This window comes from Mucilaginibacter gilvus, from assembly GCF_004054195.1.
GTDB classification, from domain to species: domain Bacteria; phylum Bacteroidota; class Bacteroidia; order Sphingobacteriales; family Sphingobacteriaceae; genus Mucilaginibacter; species Mucilaginibacter gilvus.
This window is the reverse complement of the sequence record NZ_SBIW01000007.1, coordinates 387407-412515: the sequence shown is the minus strand read 5'-3', so window position 1 is coordinate 412515 and position 25109 is coordinate 387407. Positions and strand designations below refer to the sequence as shown.

The following is a 25109-nucleotide window of genomic DNA, read 5'->3' as shown; positions in this document are numbered from 1 at the left end:
ATGTAGAGACGCAATACTTTGTTTCTCCCGCAGGACAGGTGAACGATTTACATAAGTGATTTGCGTTTGGAGACTAATTAAAAGCTATGTTTAGTGAAATTTCGCTTAATTCGTGAAATTCGTGTTCATTAATAACAACAAACGATGCTTGAACAATACGACCTGGGTAACCTGATGGTTTTGGATATAGAAACCGTGCCGCAATATGCCACACATGATGAGGTGCCCGAACATTTGCAGGAACTGTGGGCAGCAAAATCTCAATATCAGCGTAAGGACGAAACCCCGGAAGCATTTTACGGGCGTGCCTCTATCTGGGCAGAGTTCGGCAAGATCGTATGTATCTCTGTTGGTATCTTTCTGAACGGGAAAAAGACAGGTCTGCGGGTAAAATCTTTTGCAGGGCATGAGGAAAAAGAACTCCTGATGGATTTTAGCAAGATGCTAAGCAGTCAGCCGCCCAGCATTATCCTTTGCGCGCATAATGGCAAGGAGTTCGATTTCCCGTACATCTGCCGCCGGATGCTTATCAACGGCGTACCATTCCCACCGCATTTGCAGATAGCAGGCAAAAAACCATGGGAAATAAACCACCTGGACACCATGGAACTCTGGAAATTCGGCGACTATAAAAACTATACCTCACTAAACCTGCTCACCGCCATCTTTAATATCCCAACTTCCAAAGACGATATCGACGGTAGCCAGGTTGGTCACGTTTACTGGGTAGAAAACGACCTGCCCCGCATTTGCACCTATTGCCAAAAAGATGTGATCGCGACAGCGCAGTTGATTCGGAGGTATCGCGGGGAGGCGTTGATTGCGGAGGATTGTATAACGATTGTGGGATGAGAAGGTAAGATTTAATTTATTAGCCGTTTTGCCATACTTTTATATCACCGCGATCTTTAACAAGATGAACCCCAGAATTGACTTTTTAGCCCAAACTAAAACTGCCTGAATAACTGTATTTTGAAGAAAAAAAAAGATTATTCAATTCTTTGGAGAGTGAGGATTACATAAGACCAAACTGATTATTATTGCCAATGCATATGATTCGGTAAGATTTGCGTTGCCTTGTCGACAATCTCCTTCCTCTGCGGCCTCTGCGTTTAAAAAATTACCTCATTCAAATAAAATCGATAATCCTCCTTAACAGTTCTTTCCGTATCTTAGCGCATTAGTTATACCTATGTCTAAAAAGAAAAAAAAAGGCAATTCATCTATCAACCAGGTACTTACGCAAATGGTGCTGGATATATTCGAACAAAATGGCAATACGCCACTCAATCATAAGCAGGTTTCGGCCAAGCTAAATGTACGCGACCCTGACGCACGGGATGTGATTTTTGATGTGCTGAAGGATGAAGCCTTCAAAGGTGTCCTAAAAGAGATCACCCCCGGCAAATTCCAACTGCTGGAACTAAAGACCTTCGTTGAAGGCAAGGTTGATCTTACCAACGATGGCTCCGCGTTCATCGTTACCGACGACCCCGCCGAAACTGATATTTTTGTAGCACCCCGCAAACTGAGGAACGCGCTCAATGGCGACCGTGTAAAAGTGTACGTGTACTCCGCCAGCAAAGGCAAACGCCAGGAAGGCGAGGTGATAGAGATATTGCAGCGCAACAAAATGGAGTTTACCGGTATTGTAAAACTCTCTGAGCGCTTCGCCTTTTTCATTCCCGACGACCGCAAGATGATGCACGATATTTTTATTCCCATCAGCGATCTTAACGGCGCTAAGAACGGGATAAAAGCAATCGCCGAAATTACCGACTGGCCTGCCGGCGCTAAAAACCCCATCGGTCGTATAAAACACGTGTTGGGTAACCAGGGCGAGAACGACACCGAGATGAACGCCATCCTGGCGGAATACGGGTTCCCGCTTTCTTTCCCTGCCGAAGTGGAGAAGGATGCAGAAGAAATTCCAGCGGAGATCTCTGCAGACGAAATTGCCAAACGCAAGGATTTCCGTAACACGCTTACTATCACTATAGACCCATTTGATGCAAAGGATTTTGATGATGCTATCTCGTACAAAAAACTGGATAACGGCAACTATGAAGTAGGTGTACATATTGCCGATGTATCGCACTATATCATCCCCGATTCGGCTTTGGATAAGGAAGCTTATGAACGCGGAACCTCCGTTTATCTGGTAGACAGGGTAATACCGATGCTGCCCGAAAGGCTTTCCAACGGACTTTGCTCGTTGCGTCCAAAAGAAGATAAGCTTTGCTTCGCGGCTGTTTTTGAAATGGACGAGAACGCTAACATTATTGAGCAATGGTTCGGCAAAACCGTTATCCATAGCGACAGGCGCTTTACCTACGAAGAAGTGCAGGACGTGATAGAAACTAAAACCGGCGATTACGTGGAAGAAATTGAACAGCTGAACGCCCTCGCCTACAAACTGCGCGACCGTAAATTTAAAAATGGTGCCATCAGTTTTGAAACTACCGAGGTGAAATTCAAGCTGGACGAAACCGGCAAGCCAACCGGCGTTTATGTAAAAGAACGTAAGGACGCGCACAAGTTGATAGAAGACTTTATGCTTTTGGCCAATAAAAAAGTGGCCGAATATGTAAGCAAAATGGGTAAAGGCAAGCATAAGTATACCTTTGTTTACCGCGCGCACGATTCCCCTAAACCCGATGCGCTGGCCAACTTCGCGCAGTTTGCCGCAAGGTTTGGGTATAAGATCAACACCAAAAGCGATAAGGAAACCGCCAAATCGCTCAATTTTTTAATGGAGGATGTGGAAGGCAAAAAAGAGCAGAACGTACTTACCCATTTGGCCATCCGCAGTATGGCTAAGGCTATTTATACTACCAAAACATCAAGCCACTACGGTTTGGCGTTTGATCATTATACGCACTTCACCTCGCCTATTCGCCGATACCCGGATGTGATGGTGCACCGCCTGTTGTTTCATTACCTTAATGGCGGCCAAAGTGTAAACGGCGACCATTACGAAGAGCTTTGCAAGCACAGCTCGCAAATGGAGAAGAAAGCGGCGGATGCAGAGCGCTCATCGGTTAAATACAAACAGGCCGAATACCTTAAAGACCAGGTGGGCAACGTATTTACCGGCATCATCTCGGGCGTTACCGAATGGGGTATGTATGTGGAGATCATCGAGAACAAATGCGAGGGTATGATTCGCCTGCGCGATATCAGCGATGATTTTTATACTTTGGATGAGAAGAACTACGCCATCATAGGCCAACGTAAAAAGAAGGTTTACCAGCTTGGCGATGAAGTTGCTATCCGCGTAAAAAATGTCGACTTGACCAAGAAGCAAATAGATTTTTCGTTAGTTAATTAATTATTGATTTAGTGAATTAGTGATTGAGTGAATAATTATTTAGCCCAATTACCAATTAACCCCCAAATGAGGAAACTCGAAGACCTGCAAGCGCTTATAGCGACCTCGGTAGAGCAACTGAAGTACCCGGCCTACCCGGCCGAACTGTACGAGCCTATAAGTTATATTTTATCCATCGGCGGCAAACGGATGCGCCCGGCCTTGTTACTGATGGCCTGTGATTTGTTTGGCGGCGATGTGGAAGCGGCTCTGCCCCCTGCCCTTGCCATAGAGGTGTTCCATAACTTTACGCTGATGCATGATGATATTATGGACAATGCCCCTATCCGCCGTGGCCGGGCTACCGTACACGAAAAATGGAACCAGAATGTGGCCATCCTTAGCGGCGACGTAATGTTGATAGAAGGCTACAAGCTAATGATGCAGGTGCGCGATAACATCCTGCGCCGGGTGCTGGACATTTTTAACGAAACCGCTGTAGGTGTTTGCGAAGGCCAGCAATTGGATATGACCTTTGAGACCAGCAGCAATATCGGCATAGACGAATATATCAACATGATTCGCCTGAAGACGGCTGTGGTGCTTGGTGGTGCGTTAAAAATAGGCGCATTGATAGGTGAAGCGGATGAAAAAGACGCGGAACTGCTCTCCGATTTTGGTGTGAACCTTGGTATCGCGTTCCAACTGCAGGATGATATATTGGACGTTTATGGTGACCCGGTAAAATTTGGCAAACAGGTTGGCGGCGACATTATCTCCAACAAAAAAACCTACCTGTTGATAAAGGCTTTGCAGTTAGTTAAAGGTAGCGATGCAGAAGAACTCCAACGCTGGATAACTTTCACCACATTTGATAACGCCGAAAAAGTAACTGCTGTTACCGAAATTTACAATAAGGCCAACGTGCGCCAGTATGCCGAAGATGAAATGCAGGCCTACGCCGAAAAAGCCTTTAAAGCCCTGGAGCAGATCAACCTGCCCGAAGATAGCAAGCAATATCTCCGCGATTTTGCCGACGGCTTGCTGGTGAGGGAATATTAGTATATTTAGGGTATGAAAAGGGCTTTATTTTTGTTGATGGGGTTATTTGCAACGACAATAGTTTTTGCGCAGTCAACTCAGCTCAAAATCGAGCCAAACACCAATTTTGCCAAAACCGGCAAGCTGATATATCCCGACAGCGAAGGTATTGACATATATCCGACTTTTCCCGGCGGGCAGGCAGCATTTATTGTTTTTATAAAGAAAAACCTAAAATGGCCACCGGGGCCTAAACTGGAGGGTAAAGTTGTATTGGAATTTGCTGTAGAAAGAAATGGTAACTTGTCGGGGCTTAAGGTTAAAAAATCCTTAAGTAAGGAATATGACAATGAAGCTATATGCGTTGTGGAAAGTGCGCCACACTGGATGCCAGGGCGAAAACTCACGGCACAGGGCAGTAAACAGGAACGTTATCGGATGTCATTGCCTATTGTATTCAGTTTAAAATAATAAGTTACGATACATGAAAACAAAGCTTTATCTAACCGCCTTGTTATGCGCTACCTCCTTTTTTGCTTCTGCCCAAACCAAACTCACATCCGGTGGCAAGTTAAAACCTGAACAAGCCAATATGGATATCCGGCATTATACCATCGCACTGGATGTAAATTTCGAACAAAAATCCATAGACGGTTATGCGACTATTGATTTAATATTGGCACAGCCTACTCACGTATTGCTGTTCGATCTGCTGGATTCGTTGAAAGTAAGCGCTGTTTTGGTAAACGGTAAAAAAGAGCCGTTCGTTTACAAAAACAACATGATCACTGTAAATACGGTAAAAGAACTTGCCGCAGGCAAAACCAGCGTAAAAGTGGTGTATGGTGGCAAGCCGCACATCGCTGTACGCCCGCCATGGGATGATGGGTTTACCTTTACGCGCGACAGCACCGGGCACAACTGGCTGGCTATCACTGCCGAAGGCACCGGCGGCAAAGTTTATTTTCCTTGTAAAGACCACCCGTCTGACGAGCCAAACGAAGGTATTGACCTCATTATCACTGTACCAAAAGGCTTGGTAGTTGCAGGCCCGGGCTTACTTGTTAAGCAATCTAACAATGGCACTAAAAGCACCTTCCATTGGAAAACCAATTATACCATCAATAACTATAGCATCCTGTTCAACGTAGGCGACTATAAGCTGGTGCAACGCACCTACAAAAGCGTTGCAGGCAACACGGTACCTATCCAATTCTATGTTTTAAAAGAACATGCCGATAAAGCCAATAAACTAATGGATATGTTTGAGGTAACCATCAACGAAAAAGAAAAATACTTTGGCGAATACCCATGGGCAAAGGAGAAAGTGGGATTGGTAGAAACACCTCATTTAGGCATGGAGCACCAAAGCATGGTGGCCTACGGCAACAAATTCAAATACGTACGCGTGGGAAGCCAGGATTACGATTGGCTGCTGCACCACGAATTTGGCCACGAATGGTGGGGTAACAAAGTAACCGCCATCGACTGGGCAGACTACTGGATCCACGAAGGTATCGGCAGCTACGCCGACGCATTGTTCACTTTGGAGTTTGCAGGCAAGCCGGCTTATATCAAGCTATTCCAAAAAACGTTAAAGGGGATTCAAAACAAACAACCTATTGTTTTGGGTAAGGATATCGATGAAGAATCGGCCTATAACGGCGATATCTACAGCAAGGGCGCGTTCTTTATGCACACCCTGAATTACGTAATGGGCGACAGCCTATTCTTCCCTACCCTCAAAGGTTTCGCTACCGACCCTAAACATACCTATAACAACCTCAACAATACCGACGATGTGGAGCAGTACTTCAGCGCAGCCTATGGCAAAAGCCTAAAGCCACTGTTTGATATGTACCTGCGTACTACGGATAAGCTGCAGATAAGCGTTACCCCGCAACGGCAGGATGGCAAATACCTCGTAAAACTGGATAATATCAGTATGCCACTACCACTTGATATCACTACCGATGCTGGTGTACAGCATATAACCGTAACTGATAAGGGTGTAAGCATCACCAGCAAAACCATGCCCTTGGTTGATGCTGATGGATGGTATTTTAAGAGGGTGGTTTACGAATAAAGATATTATAATGAGGAATGTGTTTTTTTGTTTACTGTTACTTCCTGTGATTTTGAAGGCGCAATCTAAGCCTGACACTATTATCTACAGTTACACAGAAATTCCACCTGAATACCCCGGTGCAGAAAACAAGTTATCGATAGACTTCTTAAAAAAAATTAGAGTACCGAAACCCATTCCTTCCAGCTTTGACACCAGAATAGCAGTAGAATTCGTTGTCGAAAAAAATGGAACGATCACGCATGAGCGTATCATAAGAGGCAATAAAGATATAGCTTCGCAATTTTTAAAACAGATAAAAAGTGTTAAGTGGACCACTGGTTATAATAAGGGAAAACCTGTTAGAAGTAAGTACTCATCGGCTGTAAGTTGCTTAATGACGGCTTCTGAAGAATAGGATATAAAGACCTTTACTACAAACAGTAACACAAAAAAGCCCCGCATCTTTCGATACAGGGCTTTTCGATATTATCATGTTGCTAAAATTATTCAGCATCTTCTTATTTACTTCACCTTATCCAGCGTCATTTCAAAGAATTTAAACCATTTGCCGTCGCGGTTCATTTCGCCGGTTTCAAACCATTGGCCTTTGTCGTTCAGTTCTATAATGTAGCGCATGTTTTCGGCTGGGTACCAGTGTAATTTACTGCCGATAAGCTCGGCTTTAAACTGTCCCTCACGGCCTGTTGCCAGGTAAGAACGAAAAGTGTAACCGCCGTCTTTGTTTGATGTGATCATGGCCAGCGCGTTGTGTATCACCTTCCCGTTTGCTTTGCCTAACCCCTCTATCAGCACAATAGTGCTATCCAGTTTCATTTGTACGTTTTCGGTTTGGTCGAAGCTTTCTCTTCCACTCTGCATCATCATCCAGCCTTTGCCAGCCCATTTACCGGCGATGAATGCAAGTTTGCTTACCTCTTTTTTTGCGGTAGCGTCGGTTTCTGTTGATTGCGAAAAGCAGGCTACTGATATTAAAAGCAGCGCAGCGGTTAAGGTTGAAAATTTTGTCATATTTTTTTTTCTTCAAAAATATTTACCCAATGCCGAAATGTATTGTACAATTACGACATTTTACTAAACCATAATGTGTTCTATCTGGCCAATGTAACCTATAAATTTGCGAATGTCGTACCCGGCAACCTTTTTAAAAGATTTATAATAATGCGCCTGGTCGGCGAAGCCGCGGTCGGTCACCATTTCGGGGTAAGTACGGTGCTGCACATGCAGGTCTATAATAGCTTTACGCAGGCGTCTTAACTGGCAAAATTGTTTTATACTGATACCAGTTTGTGTTGTAAATAAACGTTGTAACTGGCGCGGACTCACACAACTCGCGGCGGCAATCTCCGGCAACGTAACTTGCCCATTTCCGGCGATGATAAAGTCGACGGCTTTTAGCACGCGGTCATCCGGTTCAAACTTATTTTCGGCCTCTATTTTAAGTAAGATTTTATCTAACACTTGAGGCTCGTCAAAATCTAAACTCAGTTGTTGCAAAAAATCTTGTTGCCATTCGTTAATGTCGTAAGGTTGATATTGTATAGCGTTGTTTATTATAGTGCCTACATCCACCTTATTAAGCCATGGAGAGCAGCCTGGCTTTAAACGCACGCCTGCAGTAATGGAGTTTGCAAACAGGGGTATTTCTTTAATAATTGTTGTAGGCCCTACAAACACCACCCCTTTGTGATGAAACGAGGCCATATTGAGGAATAATAAAGTACAGCTGCCATCCGGTGGGAATACGTGGCTCAAGGGCTCGTTACTGCTGTTATGGGCACTTGGCGCTATTACAAACTTCCAGTAGCATTCTATGTATTTGCGCAACCGTGGATGAGGCAGGTATTCTTTGTACAGCATGTGGCCTTTAAGTTCGGCAAAAAAATACTAATCAACAAATTGCCTCAACAAAAAGCCCCGTATCTTTCGATACAGGGCTTTTCTATTTATCATGTTGCTAATTATTCAGCAGCGGCTTCTTCGGTATCAGCAGCTTCTTCTTTTTTAGCTTTAGGTGCTTTTTTAGCTTTAGGTGCTTCTTCAGCAACTTCAACTTCTGCAACAGGTGCAGCAACTTTTACCGCTTTAGCTTCTGCTTTAACAGTAGGTGCAGGTGCTGCATCTTCAGCTACAGGTGCAACTTCAAAAGGAATAACAGAAACGTATGAACGGTTATCTGCTTTCTTTTTAAATACTACATTGCCTGCAATTAAAGCAAACAGAGTATGGTCTTTACCAATACCTACGTTTAAACCCGGGTTGTGCTTGGTACCACGCTGACGAACGATGATGTTACCAGCAATTGCAGGCTGGCCACCAAAAATTTTGATACCTAAACGCTTGCTATGTGATTCGCGGCCGTTTCTTGAACTACCGGCCCCTTTTTTGTGTGCCATTTCTTAATTTCTTTTTGTGTCCCAACAAAGTCGGGGCGGTTTAAAATTTAATTATAATGTGATACCGGTGATCTCTATCTTGGTAAATTGTTGGCGGTGGCCATTTTTCTTCTGGTAACCTTTTCTTCTTTTCTTTTTGAAGATAATTACTTTGTCACCTTTTAAATGAGACACGATCTTAGCCGATACTTTAGCGCCTGCCAGGTCTGAACCTAACTTAAAGCTGCCTTCGTTTTCTGCTAACAACACATTGTCAAATTCAATATTAGCGCCTTCATCTCCTTGTAAACGGTGTACAAAGATCTGCTGGTCTTTCGCAACTTTAAATTGTTGCCCGGCTATACTTACTATTGCGTACATTGTTGATTAATTATTGTTTTAAATTTTGAGGTGCAAATATAGTGCTTATAAATATAAAAAGCAATAGCGAAAACAAATTCGTGAAATTCGCCTCATTCGTGAAATTCGTGTTCATTATTTTTTCAATCGCTGTTCGGCATCGCCCAACCTGCTTTGGATCTCTTTTATCAGGCGCTGGTTGGCATCTACCAGTTTTTCGGGGCCGCTATAATCACCATCAAACACAATACGCTTGGTTTTACGCTTGTAAGTGAAGGTTATGATATAGCGTGGCACATGCGCTGTGCTGTCCTCACTTAACTCATTCGCCGGGAAATCCCAGAAACCCAGTTCGGCGGCTTTGCGGTGCAGGTATAGCAGGTCGTCATTAGTTAGGCGCATATTCATCTTCACTAACGAATCTTTGCGGGTTAGATACTGGTAGTCGCCGGTTTTAGAATCGTATTTATTTAACAGGCGGTCTTTGTAACCAAACTCAAACTGCATAGACTGAAACTCCGAGAATTTATAAGGAGCGTTTTTCACCATCATGCCGTAGTAATAAAAGCAGTACAGTAAAAAAGGCACAACAATACTAAGGATAAGGAATATTTTTTTAGATTTAAGAGCGCTCATGTTAATTAGTGAATTACGTATGGGCGGCAAAATTCGGCATTACAAATCTAAATCCGAATTATTTTCATCTATTATCTGTGCAGGGTTCAGCTCGTTCTCCCATTTGCTTACCACGGCAGTCGCCATAGCGTTACCCAATACGTTTGTCGCAGAGCGTCCCATGTCTAATAAAGGATCTATACCGATCAGCAAAGCAAGGCCGGCTTCAGGGATATTAAACAAAGATATTGTACCCGCGATAACCACCAGCGACGCGCGCGGTACGCCCGCAATACCCTTACTGGTAAGCATCAGCACCAGCAACATAGATAATTGCTGACTAAAGCTAAGGTGAATACCATACGATTGCGCCAAAAACAACGATGCGAAGGTCATGTACATCATAGAGCCATCCAGGTTAAAGGAATAGCCCAATGGCAGTACAAAGCTCACTATCTTGTTATTACAGCCAAAACGCTCTAATTCTAATAATACTTTGGGATAAGCCGCTTCACTGGTTGAGGTACTGAACGCGATAAGCATGGCATCTTTGATCCTACCAACCAAATTAAACGCGCGCTTCTGCAATACCGCAAAACCTGCCAGCACAATTACTGTCCATAATATCAGCAGTGAAAAATAAAACTCGCCTATAAATATGGCATAGGTGGATAGGATGCCTAAACCTTGTTTGGCAATAATAGCTGTTATAGCGCCAAATACGGCTAATGGAGCCAGTTGCATTACATAGCCGGTTATTTTTAATATCACATGGGCAATAGCGTCTAAAGCTTTTATCACGATAAGGCCCGGTTCGCCAATGGCTGCGGTTGCTACGCCGAAGAACAGCGAGAACACTACGATCTGCAATATCTCGTTATTGGCCATAGCCTCAATAAAACTTTTCGGGAAAACGTGGCCGATGAAATCGCGCAGCGAAAGCGCTGTTTTTTGGATACCTGTGCTCAGGTTGGCATCCGGTAATGGCAAATGCATCGCCTCGCCTGGCTTAAAAAAGTTAACCAGCACCATGCCCAGCAGTAAGGATACCAGCGTTGCGCTCAAAAACCAAAGCAGCGTTTTACCGCCAATACGCCCTACCGATTTAATATCGCCGACCTTGGCTACCCCTACCACCAGCGTGGTAAATACAAGCGGCGCTACTATCATTTTTATAAGCCTCAGGAAGATGTCACTCAGCACGGTAAAGCCAACCAGCTTATCCTCGCGTGCAGTATCACTTTCCTTGCGAACTTTTGCCTGCGCTGTGCGTTGTGTTTTAAGGGCCTTAAAATCGGCGGTTGTGGTATCTTTGGCAGCTGCTATTTGCAGGTCTATGGTTTTTATCTGCGCTTCGGCAACACTCATTTTGGTGTTAATGGCATTTATTACCGTAGCATTGTATATATAGCCGGCTATAACACCCAGTACAAGCGCTATAAAAATATACAAGGTGAGTTTGTTTTTTTGCATTTGGTTACGATCAGTGCCGCTAAACTACAAAATTTACTATGTTGCAGAAAGTTTAATATGAGCATAACCACCTACGGATTACAACAAATAAAAAAAGAGTTGCAGCACTTGCCGCAAGAGCAGCTTGCCGAACTGGCCTTGCGGCTGGTACGCTATAAAAAGGAAAATAAAGAATTGCTGGCTTACCTCCTCTTCGAGGCGAATAACGAGCATGATTTTATAGAAAGCATTAAAGCCGAAGCAGGTTTTATGTTTAGCCAACTGCCCGCACAAAGCTATTTTACAGCCAAGGGGCTGCGCAAAATATTAAAAATGCTGACAAAGTATACCAAATTCATCGGCACAAAACCGGCCGAGATTGAGCTATTGCTAAACTTTTGCCAAAACTACCTGCAATATGTTATCCGCCAAACATCTTACAAGCCTATCCGCCTGATATTCACCCGGCAACTGGAGAAAGTAAAAGGCTTAATTGGTAAGCTGCACGAGGACCTGCAGTTTGATTACAGCCAGGATTATAACGCCCTGCTTGATAACGCCGAAGCTAAACTCACCTGGATAAATAAAAAAAGTTACCTGTTGTAACATTTACCCCCTACCTTCGTCAAACTTTCAAAAACTACTAAACTATTAACAAGTGGCCGATAATAAAGAAGAAGCTTTCCGGAAGGTATACGAAGCCAATTCAAAGAAAATTTTCCATTTGTGCTATGGTTACACTGGTGACGATGATGCCGCTAACGACCTGCTACAGGAGACCTTTTTAAAGGTTTGGCAAAATTTACACAAGTTTCGTAACCAGGCGCTGATATCAACCTGGATCTACCGCATAGCGGTGAATACGTGCTTAACCTACCTGCGGTCGGAAAAACGGCAGGCTAAGGATGAGCTGACCCCACTAATGGCTGAAAACAAACGCGAGGAGTTCTCTGAAAAGAACGAACAGGTTGCTTTGCTGTACAAGTGTATATCTAAGCTGGAGGAATCGGAAAGAATAATAATAACGTTGGTACTTGATGAAGTGCCGTATCCCGAAATAGCAGATGTTTCGGGTATATCAGAAGGGAATTTGAGAGTGAAGATATATCGTATTAAACAAAAATTAACCGAATTATACAACCATTATGAAAGACTTTGATCATTTATTGATGGTTTGGCAGGGACAGCCAAAACTTGAGCCGGTTGCGGTAGACGAAGTGCTGAAACAGGTAAAAAAAGGGATGAGCAGCTTAACGCGCAACCTTTTTTGGAGTATTACGGGCATGTTGCTGGCCTTATTCGGTATTTCAATGGTGATGCTTTTTTTTGTGTTCCATTCCTGGGTAACCTATGCCGGCATAGCCGTTATACTATCAACTATGGTAATTTATGTACTGATGATGATACGCGATTATCGTCTTATTCACAAACAGGACCTTACCATCGATCCTTCCTCCTATTTACAGAGCCTAAAAGAATACCAGAGAAGCCGTGCCACTATTTACGGCTGGATGTATTATTTATATGTTTTACTGCTGAGCGTAGGCCTAACGCTGTACTTTTTTGAAGTACTGCAAAGCGCCTCCACCCAATTTAAGTTAGCCGCATACGGGCTTACCGCAGCATGGTTATTGTTTTGTACCTTTTATTTAAAAGGACGCATATTTGCGAGTGAACAGGAGAAACTGAACCTGATGATAGACCGCCTGGTGCGCTTGCAGGAACAATTTAATTAGCGCATTTTTAGGCGATGCCTGTTGACATAAAAAGAGTAACACCCCATCTGTCCGTCCGTCTGCTGGAGTTAAGCCGCCGAACTTTTTTCGATGCTTTCGCGCACCTCAACAACCCTGCGGATATGGAAGTATTTGCTTCCAAAGCATTCACGCTGCAAAGTTTTGATCAACAATTGGCCAACCCCGATTCGCACTTCTTTTTCGCTATGATTGATGGTGAACCTTCCGGATACATCAAACTCAACTATCACAACGCCCAAACCGAATTTCAAGACGCGGATGGCCTCGAAGTGGAGCGTATTTACGTTTCTAAAGAATACCAGGGGCAGCAAATCGGCAAGCAACTGATAGATTTTGCTATCCAAACCGCCTTAGATGCCAAATGCACATACCTCTGGCTTGGCGTATGGGAGCACAATACCGGTGCCATCCGTTTTTACCAAAGCAATGGCTTCGAGGCATTCAGCAACCACAAATTTATGCTTGGCCAGGATGAACAAACCGATTTGCTGATGCGGAAAGAGTTGATGTAGATATGCGGGTTTGCAGATTTCAAATGTGCAGATCACATATATCCTGTTTGTCATGCTTGAGAATCCTCTGCATCATGCAAATCAAAATCCCCTAATCGCATAAATCCGCTTAGTCCCGGTTAGCCTTTTATAAACGGATTAAACGTCCTTGCTCCAATCTCCATTCCCGCGGCCCTGCAAATGGTTTTATCTCCGTATCTGAAGTTGATATGATCCATGGCCTGGTATAGTCTGATTCGTTCCTCATTATCCTCAAACAAGTTTATCTGGTAGCTGCCGGTACACAGGTCGCTCAGTCTAACTCCTATTAGCCGTATGGGACGGTGCTGGTTCCATGCTTTTTTGAGGAGATTTTTAATACCTGGGATCAGGATGTGCTCGGCAGCAGTAAGCGGAATCTTCTGCTGTTGGGTATGCGTTTCGAAATTGGCATAGCGTATTTTAATGGCGAGGCAACTGCTTACCTTGTTTTCGCGGCGCAGCTTGCCGGCGAGTTCTTCGGTCATGCTTACGAGGGTGTTTTCCAGCGTGCGGATGTCTTTCACATCGTTGTGGAAAGTGGTTTCGGTGGAGATGGATTTGCGGCCTGTGTGAGAAACGATCTCGGCATCGTCAATACCGTTGGCTTTATTGTAGATGTAAGTGCCCGCTTTGCCGAAAACCGCCTCCAGGAACTTGATGTTCACCTTTTGCAGGTCGCCGATTTTTTCGATACCGTATTGATACAGTTTTTGACAGGTATGCTCGCCCAGTCCCGGTATTTTGCGGATGTTTAGAGGCGCTAAAAAAGCCTTCTCCTCTCCTGCTTTTATCCATAGCTGTCCGTTTGGTTTTGCCTGGTTGGTAGCCATTTTAGCCACCGTACGGCCCGATGCCATCCCGAAGGAAATAGGCAACCCTGTTTCGCTGATCACCCGTTGCCGCAAGTCGGTAGCCAGTTGGTACGGGTTGTGGAAACGTTCCATACCGCTCAGGTCGATATAAAACTCATCTACCGAGGTTTTCTGATACAATGGCACAGAGCGATGAATGATCTCGGTAACCTGCCTTGAAGCGTCGCTATAGCGCCCATGGGTACCGTGGATCACAATAGCATGCGGGCAAAGTTTAAGCGCCTGCCTTGTGGGCATGGCACTGTGTACGCCAAAAGCACGCGCCTCGTAACTGCACGATGCCACCACGCCCCTGTCTGCCGAGCCGCCAATGATAACTGCCTTGCCGATGAGCGAAGGGTTGAATTTCCGCTCTACGGATACGAAGAAAGAGTCGAGATCGATATGTACAATATGCCGTTGAGCATCCATTCACAAATATGAAAATATAATTTGAAATACTAAAATAATTAGCAATTTTGTGGTGATAAAATAAAAATCATTTGAAAAGCGGATAACAGGTGGCACCTCCGGAGCCGGGGAGGATTTTCATTGAATACTATAAACACGATGCTCCTACCGGAGCGTGAAAACGGATGGAATATTTGATGACTGGGATAATATGTGTTTTTGGTAATTACGTACGGTCAACATTTGAAATTGCACTTAGGCTACAGCGTAGCCCCCTGTTTATAGACAATACGAAATACAATATTTGGCTCCGTAGGTGCCCCCCTGAACAAACAAAAACGACAACAAAATGACTGGCTACGCCGACTACCTCTTCCTGCTTACACCGCCCGAGACCATCAGGCACGAGGTAGCACGCTATAAAAAAGCGTCGGTAAAATACATTGGCGATTTTGGCAGTATGAACTCCCCCGCGCATATCACCATCAACCAACTGGAGCGCCAAAAGCCTTACATGATAGACACCGCCTTTGAGCGGATGGAAAGCACCCTGCAGGCTATGCCCCCCGTATTGCTGCACATGGATGGGTTTAAGCACTTTGAGCATTTGCACAGCAAAAACACCATCTACGCTTATGTCCGCAGCACTCCGGCTATGGAAAACTGGTTTTCCCTGTTGCGCAAAAATCTCAACGTAAAAAAAGCGGTGCTGCCCCATATTACGGTAGTGAGGAACATTCCGGAAGCGGATTTCAATAAGCTATGGCCAAACTTTAAACACAAAAAGCTACAGGAGCCCTTCTGGATCTCCGAACTAAAAATATTACAGCGCGAAAGCTTTGGCACCACGCATGGCAAATGGGAGACGTATAAAACTATCCCGTTTAAAAACACAGCCGGGTTTGCCGGTAAAAACACATGGAGGGAACTGCAGCAAGCAAAGGCAGAGATAGCGGCGAGGAAACAGGTGAAATTATTTTAAAACCACAAATTGAACCGCCCATCGGCTATGCAGGGCGTATAACAGATTCTTCGCTATCGCTCAGAATGATAAAGGTAATTTATCAAATTCTCACTTCCCTTTCGCTACTATATCGCCAATGATCATCTCGGCATGGATGCGGGAATTTTCGATGAACCAGAGGTGGGTATCCAGCCCGCCGCAAACTACGCCGGCAAGGTACATGCCGGGCAGGTTGGTTTCCATGGTATTAGGGTTGTATTGGGGGATGAATTTATCTTCGGTGAGGTTGATGCCCAGTTTAGCCAAAAAGTCGAAATTGGGTTTATAGCCCGTCATCGCCATTACAAAATCGTTGGGAATAGTTAAGAGTCCTTCGGGTGTTTGGATATCCACTTCGGTTTGGCGCACCGCCGCCAGGCTGGAGTTAAAGTGGGCGGTAATGCTCCCCTCTTTGATGCGGTTAATAATATCGGGTCTAACCCAGTATTTTACCCGGCTGCTTACTTCAGGGCCACGTACTACCAACGTAACGTGTGCGCCTTTGCGGAAGGTTTCTAAAGCAACATCGATAGCGGAGTTGCTGCTGCCAACCACTACAATGTTTTGCATGGCGTAGTAGTGCGGGTCTTTATAATAGTGTTTTACTTTGGGCAGGTCTTCACCGGGGATGTCGAGGTTTACGGCAATATCGTAAAACCCGGTACTCAGGATCACCTTTCTTGCCTGGTAGGTTTGCTTATCGCTCGTGATGGTGTAGCCATCCGCACCGCCTTTTATATCGGTAATTTCTTCAAAAAGGCTAATGGGCAGCTTATTATCAAGCGCTACGCGGCGGTAGTACTCCAGGGCTTCGTTGCGGTTAGGTTGTTTGTTGAGGCTGACGAAGGGTACACCGCCGATCTCCAGCCGTTCGCTGGTGGAGAAGAACATCATGGTGGCGGGATAATTGTACAGCGAATTTACCAGGCAGCCTTTTTCGATGATAACAAAGCTAAGCCCTGCCTTTTGTGCTGCAAGGCCGCAAGCCAAACCGATAGGGCCGGCACCAATGATGAGTATATCGAGCATGGTGCGAAGATAATTAGTTTAGGTAGAAGAATGAATTTTGAATGATGAATATCGGTGGGTTTGGATACCGAAAATTGCCCCTTTGGAAAAATTTGGGCATAAAAAAGGGTAAGCTACTTTTATCGCGCCGCTCAACTCTCTACCCTTGCTGTGTTCCCACCCTGGGGGAGTTCAAGAGGAGCTGGCCGTAAAAGACTTACCCCGGCGCAAAGATAGAAAAATGATGCGTTTGAGGTTAATAAATTGTTAAAATTGCCAAAATGCTCACCTACACCTTGATTATCAAGCATAAAAAATTTACGGCAAGACGGCATTTTCCGATGGAATTGCCTATCCCCGGTAAATTGGATGGCTTAATTCCCACCTGAAAATCATAATCAAAGTTTTTTCTTGCATAAGTAAATTATTATGCAATAATTTGCACAAAAATTAAAAGCATTAAATTCATCCATAATGAATACAAAAAACTCAAACATGACGGTTGCCAGGGCAATATTTGCTCCGGTTGCTGCTGCTTTAGTTTCGTTTGTTTTGCTCTTCTCCCCCAGCCGACGACGGGTTTTCATCCCGCGCGTGTGAATTAGGTTTTAGTTCTCCCGCCCTAAAAGAAGCGTTATTAAACTTCTTTAACCAAAGTCCCTCTAATTATTTATGGCTTAAACAGCCAATAATTTAACGGTAATTCTCTATTATAATGACCATACAAGATTTTGACATACAGGTAGCCACGGCACAACACGCCGACTTTGCACCGATGATTTGCGATGAAATGGCAGAATCGGCAAAGGCACGCGGTACAGGTATCGCGCAGCGCTCGCCAGAGTATGTCGCAAATAAAATGCTGGAAGGCAAAGCTGTTATCGCTTTGCATAAAGACGGCACCTGGGCAGGTTTCTGCTACATAGAAACCTGGAGCCACGGCGATTTCGTGGCCAATTCTGGCCTTATTGTAAACCCTATCTACCGCAAGGCAGGTTTGGCTAAGGCTATTAAACAAAAGATATTCGGCCTTTCGCGCCAAAAATACCCCGAAGCCAAGATCTTCGGATTAACTACCGGGCTTGCCGTTATGAAGATAAACTCAGAGCTGGGTTACGAGCCGGTAACTTACTCTGAACTGACACAGGACGAGAACTTTTGGAAAGGCTGTACCAGCTGTGTAAACTTCGACATCCTTACGGCCAAAGGGCGTAAAAACTGCATGTGTACCGCCATGCTGTTCGACCCTGCCGAGGTACAAAAACAGTACGAGGAAAAGATGCAAAAAATTACGCACAAGGCGACTTTGCTGGAACGTATAGAAGCCGCAATTAAAAAACGGCTTGAGCACGTAATGGCGTTCGAATTCAATTAAGAAAACTGTAGAGACGCGATACTTCGCGTTTTATTAGATATTAATACAAATTGTTAAAGCCGCGAAGTATCGCGGCTCTACAAATAGAAAAAATGGCAAAGAAAAAAGTAGTTTTAGCATACAGCGGTGGGTTAGACACCTCATTTTGCTGCATTTATTTAACCCGCGACCAGGGTTACGAAGTACACTCTGTAATTGTAAACACCGGTGGTTTTAGCGATGAAGAACTCAAAGGCGTTGAAGAACGTGCTTACCAAATGGGTGTTACCAGCCACCATGTGGTTGATGAGACCGAGAACTTCTACAACACCTGCGTGCGCTTTTTGATATACGGTAATGTATTGAAAAACAACACCTACCCACTGTCGGTTAGTGCCGAGCGTGTAAGCCAGGCGACAGCTATTGCAAACTATGCCAAAGAAATTGGTGCCGAGTACGTTGCCCATGGCAGCACAGGTGCCGGTAACGACCAGGTGCGTTTTGATATGATATTCAATATATTGGTGCCTGAAGTAAAAATCATCACCCCTATCCGCGACCTTAAACTAAGTCGCGAAGCGGAAATTGAATACCTCAAGAAACAAGGCGTGGAGATGAACTTCGAAAAAGCGAAGTACTCAATCAACAAAGGTATCTGGGGAACATCCGTAGGTGGTAAAGAAACTTTAACGTCTAATTTGGGCTTGCCTGAGGAAGCATGGCCAACACAGGTTACTGAGACCGGCACCCGTGATGTCACCCTTACTTTTGAAAAAGGCGAATTGGTTGGTATCGATGATGATAAATACGATCATCCTACTAAAGCCATACAGGCATTGCAGGCTATTGCCCAGCCTTACGGTGTTGGCAGGGACATCCACGTGGGCGATACCATCATCGGTATTAAGGGCCGCGTAGGTTTTGAGGCTGCGGCACCAATGGTGATCATCAAAGCGCACCACACGCTGGAAAAACACGCGCTAACAAAATGGCAGCTTTCGTGGAAAGACCAGCTATCGATGTTCTACGGCAACTGGCTGCACGAAGGGCAGTTCCACGACCCTATTATGCGCAATATGGAGGCCTTCCTTACTGATACGCAGAAGAACATTAGCGGCAAAGTATTTGTACAACTGAACCCTTACCGTTTCCAGGTGGTGGGTATCGAATCGGATCACGACCTGATGTCGAACAAGTTTGGCAGCTACGGCGAAATGAACAACGCCTGGAGCGGCGAAGACGTTAAGGGCTTCTCTAAGATCTTTGGTAACCAGGTAATGATCTACCATAAAGTGAACGGCATCAATGAGTAACCCGGTTTTCTCGCGGAGCGAATGTTTAAGTCATTACCGCTGGGGCGATGATTGCTACGGCTGGAATTATGTTGATGCCGAGGCATTATCCATTAAACAGGAACTGATGCCGCCGGATACAGCCGAGCAATTGCATTTTCACGAAACGGCATCGCAGTTCTTTTTTATACTGAAAGGGCGGGCAACATTCTCTATCGATGGCGAAATCAGCATTTTAAAACCCGAACAGGGCATCGAAATTAAACCCGGTCAGAAGCACTTTATAGCCAACAAAGAAAGCAGCGACCTGGAATTTATTTTGTACTCTACACCATCTACAAAAAATGACAGAATCAACCTCTAAAATTCGCGCAGGCATTGTTGGCGGTGCGGGCTATACCGGCGGCGAAATGCTGCGGATCCTCATCAACCATCCCCATGTGGATATTGTATTTGTGCACAGCACCAGCAGTGCCGGCAAGCATGTTTACGATGTACACACGGACCTGTTTGGCGATACCGACCTGCAGTTTGCTTCAGAGCTTTCTAACGCTATTGATGTATTGTTCCTGTGCGTTGGGCACGGCGATGCTAAAAAGTTTTTAGAGGCTAACGAGATCCCTAATAATATTAAGGTAATTGACCTGAGCCAGGATTTCAGGTTAAGTCAAAATTCAAAATTAAAAAATAAGAACTTTGTATACGGTTTGCCGGAACTGAATCGCGAGGCCATCAAGTCGGCAGATAACATTGCCAACCCGGGTTGTTTTGCTACCTGTTTGCAATTGGGCCTGTTGCCGCTTGCATCAAAAGGCCTGCTTACGCATGAGGTACACGTCACTGCTACAACCGGTTCAACCGGTGCGGGGCAAAGCTTGTCTCCTACCACACACTTCACCTGGAGAAACGATAACCTTTCTGTTTACAAATCATTTAGCCATCAGCATTTAAACGAGATCGGCCAGTCACTTAAGCAATTACAACCGGGCTTTGCTGAAGCCGTAAACTTTGTTCCGTACCGTGGCGACTTTACAAGGGGGATCATCGCTTCTATATACACTGAAAGCGATCTGTCCGAAGCGGAGGCTTTACAGCTTTATAAGGAGTATTACGCCGGGCATGCATTTACGCATGTTACCAATAAGGATATCGACCTGAAACAGATCATCAATACCAACAAGTGCTTTGTTCAGGTTAAGAAACACGATAATAAAATATTCCTTATCAGCATTATGGATAATTTACTTAAAGGCGCTTCCGGGCAGGCGGTTCAAAACATGAACCTGATGTTTGGTTTGGATGAGCGCGCAGGATTACGACTTAAGGCGATCGGTTTTTAAGCCCATCGCCGCATTAGCACCATTTGTTAATCAATTAAGTTATCATCCAATTATCTTTAAAAAATGAATTTATTCGACGTATATCCTATCAACCCAATCAATATTGTTAAAGGCCTGGGTAGCCTTGTTTATGACGACAAAGGCACCGAATACCTGGACCTTTACGGCGGCCATGCTGTTATTTCCATCGGGCACACCCATCCTCATTACGTAAAGCGTTTGGAAGATCAGCTGCACCAGATTGGCTTTTATTCCAACTCTATAGAGATCCCTTTACAAAAACAACTGGCAGAAAAGCTGGGTAAAGTAGCCGGCAAAGAAGATTACCAGCTGTTCCTTTGCAATTCGGGTGCGGAAGCAAATGAGAACGCCCTAAAACTGGCTTCGTTTTACAATGGCAAAAAGAAGGTTATCGCCTTCAAAAATGCTTTCCATGGTCGTACCTCATTGGCTGTTGCCGTTACTGATAACCCAAAAATAGTTGCCCCTATAAATGAAACCGATAACGTTATATTTCTGCCATGGGCAGATGAAGCAGCGTTGGAGCAAGCGTTTTTAAATAACCAAATTTCCTCCGTGATCATCGAAGGTATACAGGGCGTTGGCGGCATACAGGTTGCACCACTGCCATTCCTTCAAAAGATACGTACACTTTGCGATGAGCATAACGCGGTATTTGTTGCCGATAGCGTACAATGTGGATACGGACGGACAGGTAAATTTTTCTCGCATGATCTTGCGGGTATTGATGCCGATATCTATTCAATGGCAAAAGGCATGGGAAATGGCTTCCCGGTTGGGGGTATCATTATATCGCCAAAAATAAAACCATGGTACGGCGAACTCGGCACTACCTTTGGTGGTAATCATTTGGCTTGTGCAGCTGCATTAGCTGTTTTGGAAACCATTGAACAGGATAACCTGATGCAAAACGCTGCCGAAATAGGCGGCTACCTCATCGAAGAATTAAAGAAGTTCGACAAAGTAAAGGAAGTTAGAGGACGCGGTTTGATGATAGGCATCGACCTGCCTGCCGAACTATCGAACGTAAAAAAAGAGCTGCTGTTTAAGCACCAGATATTTACAGGAGAAGCTAAACAAAACGTTGTGAGGCTTTTACCTGCACTTAATTTAACAAAAGCTTATGCCGACAGGTTCCTGGAAGCGTTTGCAACAACATTGAAAAATTCATAAATATAATAAAACAACTCAGCCTAATCCCTCTCCTTTAAAGGGATGTAAGCTGAGGCAAAAACGAGGCGATGAAATTATTTACTTCTGTTAATGACGTTAGCGATGTGCAACAACTGGTTGCCGAAGCATTGCAGCTGAAACAAAACCCTTTTGCCCATAAGCACCTCGGCGAGAATAAAACCCTGTGCCTCGTTTTTTTAAACCCAAGCCTGCGTACCCGTATCAGCACCCAAAAGGCCGGTCAGAATTTGGGTATGAATGTTATTGTGCTTAACATTGATAAGGAAGGCTGGGCGCTGGAATTGCAGGATGGAGTGATTATGAACGGCACCACTGTAGAGCATATCCGCGAAGCAGCCGGCGTAATGGGCGAATATTCGGATATTATTGGCGTACGCTCTTTCCCAGGTTTAAAAAACCGCGAGGAAGATTATAGCGAGATGATCTTCAACAAGTTTGTGGAGTTTTGTAAAGTACCGGTAGTGAGCCTGGAATCGGCTACGCGCCACCCTTTGCAAAGCCTTGCTGATTTGGTAACTATTGAAGAACTTAAAACTAACGACCGCCCCAAGGTAGTGTTAACCTGGGCACCACATATAAAGCCCCTGCCGCAGGCTGTACCCAATTCTTTTGCCGAATGGATGTGCAAGGGCGATGTAGATTTCGTGATCGCTCAGCCGGCTGGATATGAGCTTTCTAAGGAATTCACCAATGGTGCAACCATTACCCATAACCAGGATGAAGCGATAAAGGATGCCGACTTTATTTATGTGAAGAATTGGTCGGCCTACGAGCCTTATGGCAAAATTCTGCCGGGTAATGAAGATTGGATGCTCACACTGGATAAACTGAAAGAAGCGCCAACCGCAAAAGTAATGCATTGCCTGCCTGTACGCCGCGACCTGGAACTATCATCCGAAATATTAGACAGTGATAGATCCGTAGTGATCCACGAAGCAGGTAACCGTGTTTGGGCTGCCCAGGCAGTGCTGAAACAGATGCTGGAAGCGCTGTAACCGTACTGCTTTTTATTCTGTCTTGTCTCTTGGTTCTAACTCTTGATTCTACTCCTATGTATACGCCAAAATATTTTCAAATAACTGATGGTAAAGAGATTATAAGGTTCATGCAGAAGTACAGCTTCGCCACTATCGTGACGAATATGGACGGCTTACCACAGGCAACGCACCTGCCTTTTTTGATTGAGCAACGGGAAGGCACATTGGTTTTAATCTCCCATTTTGCTAAGACTAACCTACAATCCGAAGCTGTTTTTAACGAGACCTCGCTGGTAATATTCACCGAGCCTCACGCATACATCTCCCCATCCAATTACGAAAAGGAACTTAACGTACCCACCTGGAATTATCTTGCGGTACACGCTTATGGCAAAGCGAATTTGATAGAAGACAAGGCCGAAGTAGCCAAATTACTGGAAAAGATGATCGGTTTTTACGAGGCCAATTACTTAAAGCAATGGGCGCAATTGCCTGATGACTATAAGTTTAAGATGATGAACGGGATTGTCGGGTTCGAAATTGTCGTTGAAGACATCCAGGGTAAAAAGAAGCTGAGTCAAAATAGAACTGAGGTAGAGCGTGAGAATATTGTTAAATCGTTTAGGGGTTCTGCAGATCAGAACGAGAAGGACATTGCGGGATATATGGCTGGGTTGAAGGATTAATCCCCCGCTGTGCCGATTGTCCCCAACCGTCATTGCGAGGCACGAAGCAACCTCCCGATAGGTAAGTAGGTGACATGCCCGGCGGACTTGTCCTGTTTAGAGATTGCTTCGTACCTCGCAACGACGATGTGGGAAAGGAAGTGATGCTCTACTATTAACACCTCCGGTCGCCTCAATCCTTACTTCTATACGACGCATTGATCACTCTGTTCAACGTTAACCCCTGCACGATGATGGAGAATATCACAATAAAATAACTTCCTGAAAGGATAAAATGGCGATAGGGAGATGCCGGCAATGCCAGCGCTAAGGCTATGGTGATACCGCCCCTCACTCCTGCCCAGGTGAGTATATTCACATTGCTATAACTTACATTTAATGAGCGCCTTAGGAAAGTTAGCGGAAGCGCTATACTCAGCCATCGGGCGATCAAGAGCAGCACTATTCCGATAGCGCCGGTGAGGTAATAATTTTTGATATAGGGCAAATTCACCATCTGCAACCCTATCATTACAATGAGCATGGTGTTTAACATTTCATCTATCAGGTTCCAGAAACTTTCCAGCGCTTCGTGCGAATGCTCCTTGTTATCGGCATTGATAGATCTGCCACCGGTCAATAACCCTGCTGTAACCACGGATAAGGGAATGGAGAGATGAAGCATCTCAGCAACCACGGAATTGATCATCACCAACGCAAGCGACACCAATACAATGGTTTGGAAATCCTTGATGGACAGCATAAGCCGATAAGCCAAAAACCCCGTTACAGCCCCGAGTGCCAGACCGCCGAATACCTCTTGCACAAATATCATCACAGCCTTTGCAAGATCTATGTTTTCTGGCCCGGTACGGGTTATCTCCAACAAAGTAATAAACAAAACGAGCCCTACACCGTCGTTAAATAAAGACTCCCCTGATATGATCGTCTCCAGGCTGGATGGCAGCTTAGAACCTCTTATTATGGCCCCTACGGCCACCGGATCTGTAGGTGATACCAAGGCGCCAAACAGCAGGCAGTAAACGTAAGGGATTTTTATATCAATTAAACCGACGACGTAATAAAGTAATGTACCAAATACAGCAGTGGAAAGTATTACACCCAAAGTACTTAATATGAGCACCGGGCGCATCTCGCGCTTAAGCTTACGTACATTCAAATTAAACGCGCTGGCAAACAGCAGGAAACCCAGCATAATATTTAGTACCGTGGTAGAAAAATTGATGTTTTTGGCGAGCAGGGTAAGGTATCGCGCTATCTTAGGGTCAAGATTATCTACCGCAATGGTGAGGATCGAGCCGATGATGGCCAGCGCCATGATACCTATAGTGCCCGGCAGTTTTAAAAACCGGGCGTTGATGTAAGAATATAAGGCGCTTACAATTACCAGCAGCGCTATGACGAGAAACAGGTGCATATTTTGTGGTTAAATGCTACAACCAT

The 25109-nt window shown here is 44.8% G+C and carries 28 protein-coding genes and 1 other RNA gene; 18 read left to right on the top strand and 11 right to left on the bottom strand.

Features of this window, described 5'->3' with window-relative positions:
- Nucleotides 1-144 precede the first annotated feature (144 nt).
- The 6 genes from EPL05_RS16145 (at nt 145) to EPL05_RS16120 (ending at nt 6834) form a co-directional block, all read left to right on the top strand.
- Nucleotides 145-852: a 3'-5' exonuclease gene (locus EPL05_RS16145; RefSeq protein WP_128535009.1), complete on the top strand. Its 708-nt coding sequence runs from the start codon at nt 145-147 to the stop codon at nt 850-852.
- 340 nt (nt 853-1192) lie between these two features.
- Nucleotides 1193-3331 (top strand): ribonuclease R, encoded by a 2139-nt coding sequence (gene rnr, locus EPL05_RS16140; protein WP_128535008.1) that lies wholly within the window; start codon nt 1193-1195, stop codon nt 3329-3331.
- Nucleotides 3332-3397: 66 nt separating this feature from the next.
- Nucleotides 3398-4372, top strand: coding sequence for a polyprenyl synthetase family protein (locus EPL05_RS16135; RefSeq protein WP_128535007.1), 975 nt, complete (start codon nt 3398-3400; stop codon nt 4370-4372).
- Nucleotides 4373-4384: 12 nt separating this feature from the next.
- Nucleotides 4385-4822 carry an energy transducer TonB family protein gene (locus tag EPL05_RS16130; RefSeq protein ID WP_128535006.1) on the top strand — a complete coding sequence of 146 codons (438 nt, stop codon included), beginning with the start codon at nt 4385-4387 and terminating at the stop codon, nt 4820-4822.
- A gap of 13 nt (nt 4823-4835) precedes the next feature.
- The gene (locus tag EPL05_RS16125) at nt 4836-6437 is read left to right on the top strand and encodes a M1 family metallopeptidase (RefSeq protein WP_128535005.1); all 1602 of its coding nucleotides are present in this window, start codon (nt 4836-4838) and stop codon (nt 6435-6437) included.
- Nucleotides 6403-6834, top strand: coding sequence for an energy transducer TonB (locus tag EPL05_RS16120; RefSeq protein ID WP_128535004.1), 432 nt, complete (start codon nt 6403-6405; stop codon nt 6832-6834). The genes EPL05_RS16125 and EPL05_RS16120 overlap by 35 nt, the downstream gene beginning before the upstream one ends.
- Nucleotides 6835-6941: 107 nt before the next feature.
- Here EPL05_RS16120 and EPL05_RS16115 read toward each other — a convergent pair whose 3' ends face one another.
- The 6 genes from EPL05_RS16115 to EPL05_RS16090 all read right to left on the bottom strand — a co-directional run bounded on the left by EPL05_RS16115 (nt 6942) and on the right by EPL05_RS16090 (nt 11260).
- A complete protein-coding gene (locus EPL05_RS16115) occupies nt 6942-7448 on the bottom strand; it encodes a hypothetical protein (RefSeq protein WP_128535003.1) in 507 nt (168 codons plus the stop codon).
- 63 nt (nt 7449-7511) lie between these two features.
- Entirely contained in the window at nt 7512-8297 is a 786-nt protein-coding gene (locus tag EPL05_RS16110) for a helix-turn-helix domain-containing protein (RefSeq protein ID WP_128535002.1), read from the bottom strand.
- Nucleotides 8298-8398: 101 nt separating this feature from the next.
- Nucleotides 8399-8833 (bottom strand): 50S ribosomal protein L27, encoded by a 435-nt coding sequence (gene rpmA / locus EPL05_RS16105; protein WP_128535001.1) that lies wholly within the window; start codon nt 8831-8833, stop codon nt 8399-8401.
- 51 nt (nt 8834-8884) lie between these two features.
- Nucleotides 8885-9193: a 50S ribosomal protein L21 gene (gene rplU, locus EPL05_RS16100; protein WP_128535000.1), complete on the bottom strand. Its 309-nt coding sequence runs from the start codon at nt 9191-9193 to the stop codon at nt 8885-8887.
- A gap of 114 nt (nt 9194-9307) precedes the next feature.
- Nucleotides 9308-9808 carry a hypothetical protein gene (locus tag EPL05_RS16095; RefSeq protein WP_128534999.1) on the bottom strand — a complete coding sequence of 167 codons (501 nt, stop codon included), beginning with the start codon at nt 9806-9808 and terminating at the stop codon, nt 9308-9310.
- Nucleotides 9809-9847: 39 nt separating this feature from the next.
- Nucleotides 9848-11260 (bottom strand): dicarboxylate/amino acid:cation symporter, encoded by a 1413-nt coding sequence (locus EPL05_RS16090; protein ID WP_128534998.1) that lies wholly within the window; start codon nt 11258-11260, stop codon nt 9848-9850.
- Nucleotides 11261-11317: 57 nt separating this feature from the next.
- Here EPL05_RS16090 and EPL05_RS16085 point away from each other — a divergent pair, with 57 nt between their 5' ends.
- Genes EPL05_RS16085 through EPL05_RS16070 form a run of 4 tightly spaced genes read left to right on the top strand, consistent with a single transcriptional unit; the run spans nt 11318 to nt 13508 of the window.
- Complete coding sequence (locus EPL05_RS16085; RefSeq protein ID WP_128534997.1) at nt 11318-11845, top strand: hypothetical protein; 528 nt, start codon at nt 11318-11320, stop codon at nt 11843-11845.
- Nucleotides 11846-11897: 52 nt separating this feature from the next.
- Nucleotides 11898-12398, top strand: coding sequence for an RNA polymerase sigma factor (locus EPL05_RS16080; RefSeq protein WP_128534996.1), 501 nt, complete (start codon nt 11898-11900; stop codon nt 12396-12398).
- Nucleotides 12385-12975 (top strand): hypothetical protein, encoded by a 591-nt coding sequence (locus EPL05_RS16075; protein ID WP_128534995.1) that lies wholly within the window; start codon nt 12385-12387, stop codon nt 12973-12975. Before EPL05_RS16080 ends, EPL05_RS16075 begins: the two co-directional genes overlap by 14 nt.
- 14 nt (nt 12976-12989) lie before the next feature.
- A complete protein-coding gene (locus EPL05_RS16070) occupies nt 12990-13508 on the top strand; it encodes a GNAT family N-acetyltransferase (protein ID WP_128534994.1) in 519 nt (172 codons plus the stop codon).
- 119 nt (nt 13509-13627) lie between these two features.
- Here the strand turns inward: EPL05_RS16070 and dinB are convergent, their stop codons facing one another.
- Nucleotides 13628-14812: a DNA polymerase IV gene (gene dinB, locus EPL05_RS16065; protein WP_128534993.1), complete on the bottom strand. Its 1185-nt coding sequence runs from the start codon at nt 14810-14812 to the stop codon at nt 13628-13630.
- Nucleotides 14813-15140: 328 nt separating this feature from the next.
- On the opposite strand from dinB, the gene EPL05_RS16060 reads away from it, so the two are divergent.
- A complete protein-coding gene (locus tag EPL05_RS16060; RefSeq protein WP_128534992.1) occupies nt 15141-15773 on the top strand; it encodes a 2'-5' RNA ligase family protein in 633 nt (210 codons plus the stop codon).
- 90 nt (nt 15774-15863) lie between these two features.
- On the opposite strand, the gene EPL05_RS16055 is transcribed toward EPL05_RS16060, so the two are convergent.
- The 3 genes from EPL05_RS16055 to EPL05_RS16045 form a co-directional block, all read right to left on the bottom strand.
- The gene (locus EPL05_RS16055) at nt 15864-16823 is read right to left on the bottom strand and encodes a YpdA family putative bacillithiol disulfide reductase (RefSeq protein WP_128534991.1); all 960 of its coding nucleotides are present in this window, start codon (nt 16821-16823) and stop codon (nt 15864-15866) included.
- A 103-nt stretch (nt 16824-16926) separates the two neighbouring features.
- Nucleotides 16927-17025: signal recognition particle sRNA small type (ffs, locus tag EPL05_RS16050), an RNA gene on the bottom strand.
- A gap of 175 nt (nt 17026-17200) precedes the next feature.
- The gene (locus tag EPL05_RS16045) at nt 17201-17389 is read right to left on the bottom strand and encodes a hypothetical protein (RefSeq protein ID WP_128534990.1); all 189 of its coding nucleotides are present in this window, start codon (nt 17387-17389) and stop codon (nt 17201-17203) included.
- A 128-nt stretch (nt 17390-17517) separates the two neighbouring features.
- On the opposite strand from EPL05_RS16045, the gene EPL05_RS16040 reads away from it, so the two are divergent.
- The 7 genes from EPL05_RS16040 to EPL05_RS16010 all read left to right on the top strand — a co-directional run bounded on the left by EPL05_RS16040 (nt 17518) and on the right by EPL05_RS16010 (nt 23666).
- Entirely contained in the window at nt 17518-18177 is a 660-nt protein-coding gene (locus EPL05_RS16040) for a GNAT family N-acetyltransferase (RefSeq protein ID WP_128534989.1), read from the top strand.
- 92 nt (nt 18178-18269) lie between these two features.
- The gene (gene argG, locus EPL05_RS16035) at nt 18270-19469 is read left to right on the top strand and encodes an argininosuccinate synthase (RefSeq protein WP_128534988.1); all 1200 of its coding nucleotides are present in this window, start codon (nt 18270-18272) and stop codon (nt 19467-19469) included.
- Nucleotides 19462-19812 carry a cupin domain-containing protein gene (locus EPL05_RS16030; RefSeq protein ID WP_128534987.1) on the top strand — a complete coding sequence of 117 codons (351 nt, stop codon included), beginning with the start codon at nt 19462-19464 and terminating at the stop codon, nt 19810-19812. Before argG ends, EPL05_RS16030 begins: the two co-directional genes overlap by 8 nt.
- Nucleotides 19793-20788, top strand: a complete 996-nt coding sequence (gene argC / locus EPL05_RS16025) for an N-acetyl-gamma-glutamyl-phosphate reductase (protein ID WP_128534986.1) — start codon at nt 19793-19795, stop codon at nt 20786-20788. Before EPL05_RS16030 ends, argC begins: the two co-directional genes overlap by 20 nt.
- A gap of 63 nt (nt 20789-20851) precedes the next feature.
- The gene (locus tag EPL05_RS16020; RefSeq protein ID WP_128534985.1) at nt 20852-21982 is read left to right on the top strand and encodes an aspartate aminotransferase family protein; all 1131 of its coding nucleotides are present in this window, start codon (nt 20852-20854) and stop codon (nt 21980-21982) included.
- Between the two features lie 68 nt (nt 21983-22050).
- Nucleotides 22051-22998, top strand: a complete 948-nt coding sequence (locus tag EPL05_RS16015) for a Rossmann-fold NAD(P)-binding domain-containing protein (protein WP_128534984.1) — start codon at nt 22051-22053, stop codon at nt 22996-22998.
- 56 nt (nt 22999-23054) lie between these two features.
- Nucleotides 23055-23666, top strand: a complete 612-nt coding sequence (locus EPL05_RS16010; protein ID WP_128534983.1) for an FMN-binding negative transcriptional regulator — start codon at nt 23055-23057, stop codon at nt 23664-23666.
- Between the two features lie 172 nt (nt 23667-23838).
- Here the strand turns inward: EPL05_RS16010 and EPL05_RS16005 are convergent, their stop codons facing one another.
- Nucleotides 23839-25083, bottom strand: a complete 1245-nt coding sequence (locus EPL05_RS16005) for a cation:proton antiporter (RefSeq protein ID WP_128534982.1) — start codon at nt 25081-25083, stop codon at nt 23839-23841.
- Nucleotides 25084-25109: the final 26 nt, after the last annotated feature.